Below are 15,151 nucleotides of genomic sequence, written 5' to 3'. Positions count from 1 at the left end.
CTAAGCGAACAAAGTTTACGCCAAGCGCTCAGGCACTTAGCTAGTACAAAACAATAGTTGAAAAGTCACTTTTTTGCTATTTAGTTACACTTTGCTAACTTATCGCCATGAGTTAGCTGCAATATTAAAACAACTAGTATTTTCTGAGTGTTCAAGGGCAGGTGAATTTTGGCAATCAGCTAGGATTTCTAATCATAGTCTGTTCAATCTTAGGGGTGGCTAACTTCCATACATAATTAAACGACGGATTTTAAGATGGCAGCCGTTGCTTCAAAATCATAACTACTGAGTTGTTGATTGGCTTGTTCTAATTGTGGGCGTATGGGACTGTCACCAATTTTCATTAACACTGCAGCCAATTTATCAACGGCATCACTGTCAAATTCCTCAGCCAGAGCGATTGTCTCTTGCAACATCGCAGTTATTTCAACGTCTGAAAGTGTGCTCGTTTGTTTAGTTGCTGAATCGTGTTGGTATTCAGACGGGTGATTTGCATCTGCTTGATCAATAAGGTCTATGTATTCTGTGATTGAGGTCAAAGCGTAAGACAGACTATTGGCAAGTTTTGTCGCGAGCAGCGATAACGCCTTAGTGTCTACATCAGCGCTTAGATCTTGCTCTAATTGCGCTGCTAGTTGTTGCACCTCAATAGCGCCAATGTTAGCGGAAGTGCCTTTTAAACTGTGAGCAATACGGATTTTGGTTTCAAGATCGGCCTGTTGATAATCGTCAGGAAAGTTTTGGTAGCCATCAATAAATCGATGTAGCAATTTATGGTAGAGCTTAATATCGCCAGCAACAGTGGCTAACCCTTGTTTAGAATTAACACCTGCAATTATTGGTAGTGGCGCGTTTTGTTGGGCATGGGCGTCTTTTGTTGTAGCGGCTTTTACAGGTGTTTGCTCTTTATCCTGCGTCAGTTGCTCTTTGGTTGAATAAGTAGCTACTTCAGTTGGGAAGATACATTGAGATAGTGTGCTAAACAGTGCACGCACTTCAATTGGCTTGCCAATATGTGCATTCATACCCACTGCTAAAGTGCGTTCAACATCGCGTTGCATAACGTTGGCGGTCATGGCGATAATCGGGAGTTGGTCGTATGCAGTATTTTTGCGGATATGACTGGTCGCGGTATAGCCATCCATTACAGGCATTTGGCAATCCATTAAAATTGCATCATAAATATCGGGTTTAAGTTTGTTCAATGCAATTTGGCCATTTTCAGCAAGGTCAACAATAATACCTTCGCCAGTTAGTAAATCTTTTGCTAATTCTTGGTTAAACTCGTTGTCTTCAACCAGCAATATTCGTTTACCTGAAAGCTCAGGCCAATGCTGCACTGCTTCTAGCGAACTTTGTTGCTGCTGCGGTGCAGTCGCTTCTTCTTGGTGGTGGCTAAACGCCTCTAAAATGCTCTCGTATAGATGACTTGGGCTCGTCGGCTTGGTTAAGGATGCGTCATAACTTACTGAGCGTTGCTGCGCTTTTTCGGCCATATCTTGAATATCGTACGCCGTCATCATCACTAGTTTCGGCAGTTTATTTGAGTGTGGCCGTTCAGCCAGTGCTTTTATAAAAGAAAGGCCGTCCATTTTGGGCATAACCCAATCAACATAAATGAGGTCAAACAAGGTTTTATTGTCATTAATTAGGTCGAGTGCCTGCTGTCCAGAGTCCACTGCTTGTGCCTGAAACCCTAGTTGGTTAAGCATTTCTGACAGTATTTCTCGGGCACTTTCGTTGTCATCGACAACCAATACGTGTAACTGAGATAAATGCGCAGGAACAACAATTTTCTCATCTAACGTTTTGTCACTTAACCTGAATGTGCAGTTGAATTCAAATGTCGTTCCTTCAAGGCTTTTACTGCTTACCGAGATTTTACCACCCATCAACTCTACTAGGTTCTTAGTAATTGTTAACCCTAAACCTGTACCACCGTATTTGCGTGTGGTTGAGCTATCGGCTTGTGAGAACGCACGAAATAATCGGTTTTGCTGCTCGTCAGTCATTCCTATGCCAGTATCTGAGACACTGAATTTAAGCGAAAGTGAGTCAACCGATGTCCCATTAGCATTGCTTTTTGGCAGTAATTCACTGCTGACTTTTAGCTTAATTTCACCACTGTCGGTAAATTTAATCGCGTTGCTACCAAGGTTGATCAGAATTTGCTTTAACCTAAGCGGATCGCCAACCAAGTTAGTTGGCGTATTGCGCGGTAAATCAATAAGCAGTTCGATGTTCTTTTGCGCAGCTTTTAGGGCAAAAGTATTACTAAAGTGGTCGATAACTTCATTTAAGCTGAAGTCCACTTGTTCAATATCTAGCTTGCCAGCTTCAATTTTCGAGAAATCTAGTATGTCGTTAATGATGCCCAATAGTGACTGCGCGCTTAGTTCCACTTTTTGAATGTAATTTTGTGCTTTGGTTGGCAATGATTGCTGCAACGCCAAATGCGACATGCCAATAATGGCATTCATTGGTGTACGAATTTCGTGAGACATATTAGCAAGAAAATCTGATTTAGCACGCGTCGCTTGTTCGGCGGTATCTTTGGCACTGAGCAACTGCTGTTCGGCAAGCTTACGCTCAGAAATGTCGCGAATGGAAGCACAAATTAGCATATCTTCCCCAGTGTTTAGTGGGCTCAAACTAATTTCAACCGGGAATTCAAAGCCCTTAGCGTGCAGCGCGGCAAGCGACATATTGGCGCCCATATCACGCACAGATGGATTATCCATATACTTTTCAACGTGAACTTGATGTATTGGCCTGATTTTTTCGGGGATCAACATATCGATAGAGCGCCCCAAAAACTCTTTTTCTGAATAGCCAAACAATTCTTGCGCGAGTGCATTCACCAATACAATTTCCCGTTTTTGGTTGATGACCATCATGCACTCTGGTGCTGATTCAATCAGCGCGTGAAACAGCTCTTCTGACTCTTTGCGATCAGTTATGTCGATAATGGTGCCATGCAATACTTTGGGTCGCCCGTCACAATCATACGAAGCTTGACCACATTCATAGACCCAGCGCTGCTCACCATCTGCGCGAAACAATCGATATTCGACGGTATACGGCTGATGGCGAGCAACAGCGTCGTACACAGCTTTTGTGATTCTGTCGTTGTCATCAGGGTGGATAATACTGGCAAAACTGACTTCGCCAGATAAAAATTTGATGGGGGCAATTTGGAGTAGCTGTTCAGTCATGTCGCTCATAAACAACATACTCCAGTTTTCGTCAAGGCGGCAGGTGTAAACAATACCGGGAATTGTATTGATGATAATCTCCCGTTCTTTTGCGACATGCTCTGCAATCTCGCGTGAAGACTCAAGCTGTAATTGCATCGATTTAGCTTTGGTAATATCAACAATTAATCCCGATATTTTTAAAGCTTTGTTCTTCTCATTTCGAGTTAGCGCACTACCGTTTACCAGAAACCAGCGCCATTCGCCTTGTCGTGTTTTCATCTGGCATTCAACGCGCAGTTCATCAGCCTTGTTGTCGATATAGTCGTTGAATAACTGCTGCACTTCATCGCGGTTATCAACGTGGATTAATTCCACCCATTTTTCAACATCTTCCCCTAAAGACAAATTAAGCTGGCGAGGCTCATAACCAAGCACTTGGGTCCAAGTTTCGTTGGTTGTGAAGGTGTTTTTTTCGCCATCCCAAGTCCACATACCTGCGTTGGCACCATTAAGTACGATGTTCAATCGTATTTGATTATCTGTCGCTAGTTGCTCGGCAGATTTAAAGCGGGTGATATCTTGGCTAACCCCAACCAGTTGGTAGGTATGCGATGCGGCTTTGCGCAGTGTTGTGGCAATCCAGCGATAGTCTGAGTCGCCAGTATGTTTAAGCCTTACTTCAAATTTACAAAAAATATCATCGCCTGATCTAAAGCGTTTAAGCTTGCGCAGTGCGCTCGCAAGGTCTTTTCGATTAACGAGCGGGTATAGCGCTTTGTTAACGTCAATACGGCCAGGTTTTATCCCTACGATTTTGGCGAGCATTTCTGATCCACTAAGGCGCTTAAGCGAAGGTGTCCACTCCCAATCGGCGAGTTCCGCCGCTTCTGCCGCAACTTTAAGGCGAATATCATTTTTACGATTTAATCTGTCGGCGAGCTTTTTGGCAGTAATATCGCGTACGGTACATAAAATGCCTGCCTGTTTCTGCCAGTCAATAGGTTGCAGGTTTACTTCACAATAAAACCTCTGGTTGCCAAAGCGAATATGCTCCCACTCAAACGAACTAAAGCCCGTTTCTTTGGCTTTGGCAATATTGATATCGACCATTTCTTGCGAGCTAGAACCGTCTGGCTGGAACTCTGGCGAAACGCCAAACGGAAAGACATTGGCAAGCTGCTCTTTGTCTTCAATACCGTAAAGGGTCAGTGCGGCTTGGTTACAGTCAACCATTTTGTGTTGGATCATGACCATTAAGGCGACGTGGGAAGAGTCAAACAGGCCGCGAAAGTTTCGTTCGTTGTCGAGTAATTCAGTTGTGCGAAGTGCGACTTGTTGCTCAAGCGATAAATTGGCATGAATTAACGATTGCTGCGTTCGTCTATGGGCGAAAAGTAGCCAAACAATTATCAATACAGCAATGCCGCAGAAAAGTGCCATTACCCAGAACACAGTAGAGTCTTGGTGGGCACTATGTGTAACGTTAGTTTCTGAACTGTTATTAGCGGGCAAAAGATCAGCGGCAGATGATGCTGAAGGTTCAAATACTGCTTGTGCGGTCTTCACATTGGGTGGAACTGAATAACTCGTTATTTCACCAGCGATAATGGTTGAGCTGGTAAATAGCCAAAAAAGGATAGCTAACAAGCTTTTATATGTGGCGTGAGTGAATTTTGAGATCATTACGAAGCAATTAACCTGCAGCGCTAAATTTTTCGATGCTATTGAAAAGCTTAGTTTATATTTAGCCGTTCGCAGGGTTTATATCGTGTAATTTTTAAGGAATTTGTTTAGCGCTTTAGAGAGCAAGTTGCCTATGTTTGAACTTAGAGAGGAGTTCGCAGTTCGATAACGCTTTAGACATATAAATATGATTTACAAAAGTTTGTGTCAGATAAGCAACCAGTTAGACAAGCTGAAACCAATAAAGTGGGCAGAGCAGCAAAGCGGTGATATATCAATCGCCTTGCATTTGTATCTCTATGGCCAGCTTCATTAAATTTACGCTCGTTAAGCAGGGGGGGTGAGTAAGCATTATGGTTCGTAAATTCGGTATTGATTACGGCCATTATTTTTTGCTTGGTAGAGCGCTTTATCGGCATCGGCAATTAAATCATCAATAGCCATGCCTGATATTTTACTGGTGGTAATACCAAAGCTTGCCGTGACCGAAAATTCATGGCCGGAATCACTGGTATCGATTGCTTCAAATGCACGCATGCACTTTTCTGCGACATAACAAGCTGCGCTGGTATCACAGCCTGGGAGCAAAATAACAAATTCTTCACCACCTAAGCGGGCGAAAATGTCGTTGTCTCGTACACACGAGTGCGCGGCGCTTGCCGCGGCTTTTAATGCAAGGTCGCCTGCTGAATGGCCGTATCGGTCATTAATCATTTTAAATTTGTCTAAATCAAAAATAATGCAGGTTACAGTTTGCTTGGCTTTAGTTGCTAACTTTAAGGTTTCTTCGGCTAGCGTCATAAAGTGTCCGCGATTGTAAACCTTAGTCAAATAATCAAACTCTGCGAGGGTTTTCAAGCGGCGTTGCGTACGCCAAGAACGATAACCAAAGAATGCAAGCAGGGCGATAATGGCCATTAATAATGAGGCAATAAGTTTTGTGTTCTCAGCTTCAGTTCTGGCTAATGATTGCTCAACCCGCAATAACTCATTTCTATTGTTTAATAGCTCGTTTTGGTTGTTGAGCAGTTCTATTTGGTTTTTTTGTTGTATAGCTTGATGCTGTGCAAGTTGGAAAGCAACATTTCTCGCTGTAATATCGTTTAAGTAAGCTTTGTCTGCTTCGGCATACTTAATGTAGTAATCCAATGCTTTTTCAAAATTCTTTGCGTCATATTCCAATTGGTATTTCTGGTGGTAAGCGTCAACTGTTTGCTTAGTGTTGTTATGGGTTATATTCTCGACAGCTAAATCAGCATAGTGACTACTCTTGTCAGCTTTACCAAGCTGGTAATAAGCCTTAGCTAATGTATTGTAAAAATCAATGATTGCTAGTGAAAACTTAGTGGCAAGCACATCGCCAATAAAGGGGGTTAATGATAAAATGGCCTTTTGAGGACTACCGTTTTCCAGGTGGTTTTTGGCTAAATAGGCTCTAACGACTGCAGCCGCAACAGGCCAATTAGCTTGTTCGCAAGTTTTTATAGTTTCTTCCATTTGAAATATCTGAATAACTGACGAAAAGTTTTTGTTTTGACTTGCCTCTAATCTCAGCTGCTCCACAAAACATTTGTTTTTTAGTGTTAACTGTTCTGTATTTAGCGTCTTGATATAACTTAGCGATAATTCAAATTGCTGAATTTGATTATAAAAAACAATAACAGTTAGCAACCCATAAATGGTATGAGGATTATTATTAACTTGCTTTATTTGCTGTAATGTTTTTTCTACAAATAGGAAACCGTTAGTCCAATCTTTTTTAGCTAGATAAACACTAATCAGGCCATAAGTTGCCCTTAATATTAGTTCATTGTTTGATGAATTCTTTGAGACGGTATCAAGAAGTTGCTCTGCTTCAGCGTAATTCCCCATTATGGTTAATTTGTAGGCCTTTAACACATAGTAATTCATCCTTTGTTCGTGAGAAAAACTTAATGCTTTGGACTCTAACAGGTTTATTGTTTCATTAAATTTTTTAGGGTTTTCTTGGCGCACGTTTTCAGCCTGCGCAAGCAACGCATTTATCTCAGGCGTTTTTCCCCAAACTGTAGAAACAGTAAATAGTGAAATGAAAGCTAGAATTTTAAATAAAATCATTAATTTCAATTGTTAGGCACTGCCACTGGGTGTCAGTGCCTATTGAGATTACCCGTTTGCTATTAAAGATAAACAGTTTTCTGTTTCTTTTTTATCATCATCTTCTTTTGGTGATTCTTGATTATCGTCATCATCTTCAGCTGGGGCAATGATAAAACACTTTATTTCAGGCTGGAGCGACTTTTCATTGGCAATACTTGCTAGTAGCTCTTTTTCGTTAGTGGAGAGCACATAGCTGTTTTGAACGCTTTCGATATTTGACTCTAGAGATGCATCACTCCCCAGTTTTTCTAGTAAGTTAATTATATCTGTCATTATTATTTTTTCCTTTGTTATTGAACTAGGGTTAAAAAAGAAGTTTTATCCAATTTATTCAAACTTTCCCGAATAGGTTTATTGGGTATTAGGTCTGTACTAGGCGGAATCACCAAAGTTGTTTGCATATTTAATTTGGCTTTCGCGAGGAAGCTCAATTTGACTTTATCTCTTCGTACTTTTTCAGTAGGTAAAGTGTTCGCTTCATAGAGTATCACTTGGTGGTCAGCAGGATAATGTTTTAACAGCAAATCCACCAATACTTGCGCGTATTCATCGCCCGTTGAATATTTGCTAACACTTACGTCACCCGCAATACCTACTTGCCATAAAACCATATGTGCAGCAGTGTCTACAGCTCGTTGGTAAAGCATAAATTGGCTAGCTTCGTAATGAATACATCCGGTTTTACCTGGGTCTATCCCTAGATCGGCGTACAAACAGTCTTCAGCCGAAATACCAGCAAGCATTTTGGCTGGGATATCTCGTTTTTGGAGTGCAGCGATAGCTTTGTGTGCAACGCAGGAAAAAACACCCGGGTGGCCGTAAAACGCGGCCACAACTTTTAGTCCTGACTGAGCGGCAGAAACTAGTTCGTTGGTCATTTCTTGATAGGTGCTATGCCTAGATTTACCTTCGTCATAAAAAGGTTGTAGGCTTTGGCAGTTGTTGTTCATTGAGCTAACCCAACTTTCAACAAAACCATCAGACATTAATAGATAAACTTTGTCGGCTTGTTCGATATGACTGCGACTAATAGGGCTGATATGTGCGCCAAGGGTAATACCAACTCCTACGCAAACTAAACTTCCAGACATCTAAACTGTAGCTTTTTATTATTTTTATGATTGTGTTGCGACTAACATAGCAGCTATCAAGAACTGTTTAAATAGTCACACTTAAGAAAGTGGAAATTATGAAAAGGTGTTATTAATAATTGTTTTTTTCCATGACTGACAATCGAAATAGGAATATCTACTATCGTCTTCTTCCAAATTGTCGTCGAAAACAAAGCCCAACTTTTTTACAAACCTCTTCGTGGCAATATTTTGCTTTGAAAAGCGAGCAATAATCTTTTCTATGTTTAAGTAGCTAAAAGCAAACTGCATCAAGCCGCCCATTGCTTCTTCCGGTATTTGCTTACCTTGGGCATGTCGCGCGATCATAATGCCAATTTCAACGGCTTGGTCATTTGGTAATTCGTCTGTTTTATAAAGTACTTGAAAACCAATTGGGCTATTCGATTGTAAGGAAACTATTGTCCATGTTTTAAACTGAATACCTTTTATTTGATTAAGTCTTAACGAGGTTACAAACTTAGCATGTGCTGCCTCTGATGATACTGCACCCCCTGTGTACTTCATGATCTTTTCATTTGTGTGCATTTCAACAAAAAGTGCCTTATCTTGGCTATTGAGTGGGCGTACAAGTAATCTTTTTGTTTCAAAACTATTCTTTGTCTTGGCTGACGTCAGTATAGTTTTAGCTTTGCTGTGCAAATCTAATCACTCCTGTGCCGTTAACACTTCTATCAAATACTGTGTAGTAGTTGGTAATTAGCGGTAAACCTATAATGCTTTGATTTGGCCAGTTTGGTAACTGGCTGAGCAGTTTAAAGCAGGCTTTACCTTTCTCTGGGGTATTAACTTGCCAGTAGTGGCTAGGAGGGCAAACTAACGCTACAAGTTCACTACTTTTATCGTTTTCACCGATAAATCGAAAGGTTAAATCGGGCCATTGGGTTAGCTCTAATTGGTTAGCGTCTATTCCCAAGTATTGCTGATTGATTTCTGCAAATGGTGCTAGTAACTTAGCAAACTTAGGGTTCATTTCATTAAGCTGTTCTGTAACTTGTTGGAATAAACCGTGAGGCAATATCGTTAGGCTAGCACCAGTATCTATAATGGCGTTGGTAAAATAAGACTTTTCATCTTTAGGTGCTAATGCCTGGGCTAGTATCGGCGTATTATTGCCAACCTGCACCGAATGCAGTTTTACGTTGTAATAAACATCATGAAAAACCTTGATAGTTTTAAATGTGCCACGGTAGAGCTCAGTCTGCGCTTCGCTGCCACCTAAGATTAGTCGCCCTTGATTAAGTGGGTCTGCCACTAATTTTTCTATTTGCTTCGCGGTTGGGCTGACTGCACTGATATTTTCGCTTGCTACATGAACACTTGAGCGCTTGGCATAAAAACTAAAACGGTTATCAACCAAATGCTGATCGGCAATTTGAGTAAATAACGGCTTAATATCGTGCTCTGGCTGTTGCCACAAAAAAGCTTTAAATGCCTTAAGGCTTTCAAATTGTGTTGAATTATCAGTTAGCGACTGTTCGCTCGATGTTTTTTTATCTGCTGATTGGTTAGCTGATGTTTTATCATCAATTGAAAACGGCCAAGGTAGGCTAAGTGCGGGGCTAATTTGTTTTTCGTTATAAAACTCTGTCAGATCAAAGCTTTTATTTAAGTGGTGATAGGCGAGCCCTAAAATGCCGTCAGCATCACCAAACGTTTTGGTTGGCTCAGCTTCAACAACTGCAATTGAGGTGTCACACACCAGCGCCTTGTTTGCCTTTTGATTGCCGACGCTTGAATGATTGTTAGTTTTAGTTTTGCTATTTTCAGTCTTGCTTGAAAAAAAACATAGCTGGCTATGGACAATGGCACCTGCCCAGCCTCCTAATCCATAATTAACTTCTTGTACGATAGGTGTCGCAACTAATTTTTTATCTTGTTCGGGCTGGTAGTTATTGGGCTCGACGACTAAGGTACTGCTGCCGGTATCAATAATTAAGTTAACTGGGTTATGCTCACTACCCAAATAGACAGTCGCGGTAAAGTCACCTTTGGCATATACATTGGTGAGTTCAAGCGTAATACTTTTCATTTTATTGTTATTTTTGTCGTTCGTTACTGCTTGGAAATAGCGCCCTTTGGGCGCTATAAAACCGGATAAGCATAGCGAGGTGACGTGCAAAAATAAAGTGGAGTTAGCGTTAGTTTCTGCTTTGTTAATGGTTAATCAAGCTCAATTCTTAATCTACAAGTTGCCGTTGGGAAAGCTTTTCAAGGCTTATATTGAGAAACGCCTCGGTTAATTCGAGGCGTTTCTATCAATGCTTAGCTTGTTTTAATTAACTTAGGCCTAAGTCATTAAAAGCCACATTGGCGACCTTTGTTTTGGTCTTTTAACCAAGTGTGCAGTGGCGCAAAGTAATCAAGGATAGCGGTCGCATCCATCTGCTCATTACCTGTTACGACTTTGTAGGCTTGCTGCCATGGTTGGCTCATGCCCATTTCTAGCATTTTGTTAAGCTTTTCACCTGCGTCTTTATTGTTGTAAATCGAACAACGGTGAATCGCGTCAGTATTGCCAGAAATCTCACACAGCGCACGGTGGAATTCAAATTGTTGAATATGCGCAAGGAAATAGCGGCTATACGGTGTATTCGCTGGTACGTGGTACTTTGCGCCAGGGTCGAAAGCATCAGCAGGGCGCGCAACAGGTGCACTTACCCCTTGATACTTCTCACGTAGTTCCCACCAAGCTTGGTTGTAATTCTCTGGGGTTACTTCGCCCGAGAACACTTTCCAACGCCATTGATCAACTAATAAACCAAATGGGATAAAGGCAACTTTGTCTAATGCCATTTTCATCAGTAGGCCAATGTCTTTTGATTCGTCTGGTACGGCATCAATTAGGCCAATTTCTTTAAGGTATTTAGGTGTCACAGAAAGCGCAATGGTATCACCAATGGCTTCGTGGAAACCGTCGTTAGCAGAGCCTTGGAAGAATACTGGTTGGTTTTTGTAAGCGCGTTGGTAGAAGTTGTGGCCTAACTCGTGATGAATGGTAGCAAATTCTTCACCCGTTTTTTGAATACACATTTTAATGCGAATATCATCCGCGCCGTCCATGCTCCATGCCGATGCATGACACATTACGTCGCGATCCGCAGGCTTAGTGAATAATGAACGTGTCCAGAATGTTTCTGGTAATGGCTCAAAACCTAATGAAGTGAAGAAGGTTTCTGCACCTTTCACCATCTGAATTTCATCATAGTTATGCTTGGCAAGCTGCTCAGTAACATCATAACCAGGATCTGCATTTTCTGGTGCAACTAAATCATAAATATTGCCCCACTGCTGAGCCCACATATTACCCAGTAAGTGAGCTGGAATAGGTTGGTCTTGCGGCACTTTGTCTTCACCGTAATGTTCACCTAATTCAGCACGAACGTAACAGTGTAAATCGTCATAAAGTGGCTTCACTTGACCCCATAAGCGATCGAGCTCTTTGGCAAACTCATCCGCAGGCATATCGTATTTTGAGCGCCACATGGCGCCAACATCGGCATAACCTAAGGCTTGTGCGCCCTCATTACCCAGCTCTGCTTGACGCTCATAGAGCGGCTTCATTGCAGGGCTAACCGTACGCCAACCTTGCCAAAGCTCTAGTAATTCATCGTAATCACGTGATGTTGCCATTTTTGATGACATTGCGACTAAACTTAATTCTTCACCTGCTTTGGTTGTGTAAGTACCTTTACCATACATGCTACCCATTTCGGCAGCTAAATTAGCGAGCTCTTCAGTTTTTGCTGAATCTTGCGGCGCAGGAATAACGAGTGCTTGTTTCAATACTTCTAATTTGCGACGCTGCGCTGGGGCGACTTCCACACCATCAAATTTCGCTGCTTCCATTGCATACTTAACACCTGCTTCAGTTGAGCGCTTGCCCGCAGCAGACGACAAAGCAGCGGTGTCTTCGGTAATAAAGTTTTGGTAAATCCATTCAGCGCGTGCACCTTCAACGTTCAGCGTTTGAATTTCTTTTTCAACACGGCTTAAGAAAGCATCTGCGTCTTTGGCAGTTAATGCTTGAGTTTGTGTGGCAGTTTTTACCTGTTCACTTGCTTGTTGGTTCGATTCAGCTTGTTTTGAGGGGGTGCAGCCAGTTAATGCCAATGCAAGTGCACCAGCAACAGCTGTGACTTTGAAGAGTTTGTTCATAGTTTGAGCTTTATTATTTTAAAAGTAAGGCAAGTATAAAGCAGTGAGATTATTTTTAAAGAATCGAGAGCTCGCTAGAGGTTTTGTCGAGGCTGGTTTGAGTAGTCTTGAGCCAACTATCTTGAGCCGACTGTATAAGAGTAAGCTATAAAATATAGGCAAGCTATAAAGAACAACCGCGCAGTTTTTAGGCTACGCGGCTGGGATTTCATGAAACAAGGAAGTATTGCATGTCACTTAGTAGCGAACCCCTCAAGAACTTGTCTATAGTGAAAGCTGTTCTTCACTACTTAACAGACCTTCTTGTTTGATTTACGACTAAGTAAACTTAATTGTAGACCTTTATGCGTTAATTGGCTGAATTTTTATCATCTTTTTTCTATCTAACTAATAACCAAAGATAAAGTTCTCTACAAGTCTTGAGCTAAGGTCATAAAAATCATAGTGTTAATGATTTTTCAGTACGCTTTTAATACAGGCTTTGGCTAAAAAGCGAACTGAAATTTTGCTTGAAATAGTGAACAAAAACATTAGTGCAAAAAAAAGCCCAGCGATAGGTGCTGGGCCAAAAGAAGGAGAGTATAACAAAGTCACTTAACAAGCTTCACCTTGAAAAGATGGTGATATATTAGCCATATCTTGTGTTTTTTACTGTTGGTGATTTGTTTAAATGTGTAATAGTTGGTCGCCAGTTTGATACATTTTTGGGGAACGCTAAGGGCGATTTTAGAATAAAAAAATGGCTCAGTGCCGATTGACAGATCAGGTCGCTGAGCCAGGGAGAAGTCATGTGTATACTGTTTGAGGTGAACACGCTTGAAAAGTTCCGTCGATATTTAAAAAAGTATTAAGTTTTTCGTAGAACGATTGACCCATTCTTACGCCCGCGCTATTTAATCTCTTCAATTAATTACTTCTAGTTTGTTTCAGTTCTTTTGTTTTCGCTATATTAATTGACGGCAGCGTCTTAGGTACGCTATTTTAAACGCACGTTTTAACTGTACGTTTAAACGGCATTTGTCTAAGCAGTAGGCGCGCAGGGTATGAGTACAAAAAATAAAATATTAGATGCGGCGGAAGAACTTTTTGCCATAAAAGGCTTTAACGGAACATCGCTAAGAGAAATTACTAGCCAAGCTGAAGTTAATTTAGCTGCGGTAAATTATCATTTTGGTTCGAAAAAAGAGCTTATTAAAGCAGTAATTTCAAGATATATGAATGAGCTGGCCCCGAAGCTAGAGAAAGCGCTGGTTGATGTTTACGACCAAGAAGCGCCAACATTGCACCAAGTGTTTTCTGCATTTGTTCAGCCCTTACTGTCGTTAAACGAATTAAGAGAAAACGGCACAAGCATTTTCTTGCAGTTATTGGGGCGTGGCTACACCGATAGCCAAGGCTTTTTACGTTGGTTTTTAACCACCCAGTACCCCAATGTGATTGAACGTTTTGTTCAAGCGGTGCAACGAGCCTACCCAGACTTGACCGCAGAACAAATGTTCTGGCGTTTGCACTTCACCATGGGCACTATCGTATTTACTATGTCTTCTAGCGATGCCTTGCTTGATATTGCGAAAAATGATTTTAGTAAAAACTTAGGCGTTGAGGATTTGATTCAACAAGTTATTCCTTATGTTGCTTCAGGCGTGGCAGCTCCGGTTCGTTAGATTCACTATCGACTACTGAGTGTTGATTATTGGTTTTCGATTATTGGTTGTCGATTGTTTGTTGACGAGAAGGCTGCAATAAACCCGGCATAACCCTTTTATTATCCAAGCGATATTTAATATGATTAAATATCGCTTTTTTAATGCCTTAAGAGCACCAAGGATATGATTGGACCCATCATGCTCGATGTCGAAGGGACATCACTCACTGACGAAGATAAGGAAATTTTGACTCATCCGCTCGTTGGTGGGCTTATTTTATTTAGCCGTAACTACGAGTCTCCCGCCCAAGTTTCGGAATTGACCCGCGATATTCGCCACGCAGCGCAACATGATATTTTAATCGCTGTTGACCAAGAGGGCGGGCGAGTACAACGTTTTCGCGATGGATTTTCCACCATTCCAGCCATGGGAAAACTTTGGCAACAAGCTGGCCACTCCCTTGAGCAGGCGTCAACGCTGGCCAATGCTTGTGGGCAGCTAGTTGCATTGGAAGTGATGTCGGTTGGCGTTGATATCAGTTTTGCTCCTGTGCTGGATATCAATGACGTTAGCGACGTGATTGGTGATCGAGCTTTTCATTCACAGCCTGATGCAGTTTATCAACTTGCCGACGCCTTTATTAATGGCATGCATTCGGTAGGTATGAAGTGCACCGCCAAACATTTTCCTGGGCATGGCAGTGTTAAAGAAGACTCTCATTTTGCACTGCCGATAGATAATCGTGATCGTGCTGAGATCTTAGGTATTGATATGGAACCTTTTCGTCAACTTATCAATGCGAAAAAAGTTGATGCTGTGATGCCGGCACATGTGATTTACCCAGCATTTGACGATAAATCTGTTGGTTTCTCGTCATTCTGGCTACAACAAGTATTAAGAGCCCAGTTAAATTTTGACGGTGTTATTTTTAGTGATGATTTGTCAATGGCTGGTGCTGGTTCAATTGGTGGCTTTGTCGAACGCACTGAAGCCGCCCAAGCTGCTGGTTGTGATATGTTGTTAGTTTGTAATGATCGAGCCGCAGCAGTTGAGGTCATCGACAAGGCTAATATTCAAGTACAACAAGCCAGCCAGCCAAGGTTGGCAAGAATGCTCTCAAAAAGCCCTGTTAAGTATGAGCAGTTAACGCAAATTAAAGAGTGGCAGCAAGGCCGAACAGCGTTAGGAATTTCATAAC

General features: G+C 41.7%; 9 protein-coding genes. 2 read left to right on the top strand and 7 right to left on the bottom strand.

The window, feature by feature from the left end; all coding sequences use genetic code 11:
* Nucleotides 1-236 precede the first annotated feature (236 nt).
* The 7 genes from DXX94_RS04370 to DXX94_RS04340 all read right to left on the bottom strand — a co-directional run bounded on the left by DXX94_RS04370 (nt 237) and on the right by DXX94_RS04340 (nt 12,307).
* Entirely contained in the window at nt 237-4,880 is a 4,644-nt protein-coding gene (locus tag DXX94_RS04370) for a PAS domain S-box protein (protein ID WP_116014100.1), read from the bottom strand.
* Between the two features lie 351 nt (nt 4,881-5,231).
* Nucleotides 5,232-6,977, bottom strand: coding sequence for a tetratricopeptide repeat-containing diguanylate cyclase (locus DXX94_RS04365; protein WP_116014098.1), 1,746 nt, complete (start codon nt 6,975-6,977; stop codon nt 5,232-5,234).
* Nucleotides 6,978-7,025: 48 nt separating this feature from the next.
* The gene (locus DXX94_RS04360) at nt 7,026-7,292 is read right to left on the bottom strand and encodes a hypothetical protein (RefSeq protein WP_116014096.1); all 267 of its coding nucleotides are present in this window, start codon (nt 7,290-7,292) and stop codon (nt 7,026-7,028) included.
* Between the two features lie 17 nt (nt 7,293-7,309).
* Nucleotides 7,310-8,110 (bottom strand): SAM-dependent methyltransferase, encoded by an 801-nt coding sequence (locus DXX94_RS04355; RefSeq protein ID WP_116014095.1) that lies wholly within the window; start codon nt 8,108-8,110, stop codon nt 7,310-7,312.
* Nucleotides 8,111-8,206: 96 nt separating this feature from the next.
* The gene (locus DXX94_RS04350) at nt 8,207-8,791 is read right to left on the bottom strand and encodes a GNAT family N-acetyltransferase (RefSeq protein ID WP_116014093.1); all 585 of its coding nucleotides are present in this window, start codon (nt 8,789-8,791) and stop codon (nt 8,207-8,209) included.
* Complete coding sequence (locus DXX94_RS04345; protein WP_116014092.1) at nt 8,775-10,181, bottom strand: pepsin-like aspartic protease; 1,407 nt, start codon at nt 10,179-10,181, stop codon at nt 8,775-8,777. Before DXX94_RS04345 ends, DXX94_RS04350 begins: the two co-directional genes overlap by 17 nt.
* Before the next feature lie 266 nt (nt 10,182-10,447).
* A complete protein-coding gene (locus DXX94_RS04340; RefSeq protein WP_116014090.1) occupies nt 10,448-12,307 on the bottom strand; it encodes a M2 family metallopeptidase in 1,860 nt (619 codons plus the stop codon).
* Between the two features lie 1,043 nt (nt 12,308-13,350).
* Here DXX94_RS04340 and DXX94_RS04335 point away from each other — a divergent pair.
* Nucleotides 13,351-13,971, top strand: a complete 621-nt coding sequence (locus DXX94_RS04335; RefSeq protein WP_115999770.1) for a TetR/AcrR family transcriptional regulator — start codon at nt 13,351-13,353, stop codon at nt 13,969-13,971.
* Between the two features lie 168 nt (nt 13,972-14,139).
* Nucleotides 14,140-15,150, top strand: coding sequence for a beta-N-acetylhexosaminidase (nagZ, locus tag DXX94_RS04330; RefSeq protein WP_116018289.1), 1,011 nt, complete (start codon nt 14,140-14,142; stop codon nt 15,148-15,150).
* The last annotated feature ends 1 nt before the right edge of the window (nt 15,151 follow it).

The organism is Thalassotalea euphylliae, from assembly GCF_003390375.1.
GTDB classification, from domain to species: domain Bacteria; phylum Pseudomonadota; class Gammaproteobacteria; order Enterobacterales; family Alteromonadaceae; genus Thalassotalea_F; species Thalassotalea_F euphylliae_A.
Note: the sequence above shows the minus strand (reverse complement) of the source record. Positions and strands in the feature narration are given on the sequence as shown.

Excerpts from the sequence above, each read along its gene's own strand:
- DXX94_RS04370 (WP_116014100.1), bottom strand. The coding sequence starts at position 4,880 with ATGATCTCAAAATTCACTCACGCCACATATAAAAGCTTGTTAGCTATC.
- DXX94_RS04365 (WP_116014098.1), bottom strand. The coding sequence starts at position 6,977 with ATGATTTTATTTAAAATTCTAGCTTTCATTTCACTATTTACTGTTTCT.
- DXX94_RS04360 (WP_116014096.1), bottom strand. The coding sequence starts at position 7,292 with ATGACAGATATAATTAACTTACTAGAAAAACTGGGGAGTGATGCATCT.
- DXX94_RS04355 (WP_116014095.1), bottom strand. The coding sequence starts at position 8,110 with ATGTCTGGAAGTTTAGTTTGCGTAGGAGTTGGTATTACCCTTGGCGCA.
- DXX94_RS04345 (WP_116014092.1), bottom strand. The coding sequence starts at position 10,181 with ATGAAAAGTATTACGCTTGAACTCACCAATGTATATGCCAAAGGTGAC.
- DXX94_RS04340 (WP_116014090.1), bottom strand. The coding sequence starts at position 12,307 with ATGAACAAACTCTTCAAAGTCACAGCTGTTGCTGGTGCACTTGCATTG.
- DXX94_RS04335 (WP_115999770.1), top strand. The coding sequence starts at position 13,351 with ATGAGTACAAAAAATAAAATATTAGATGCGGCGGAAGAACTTTTTGCC.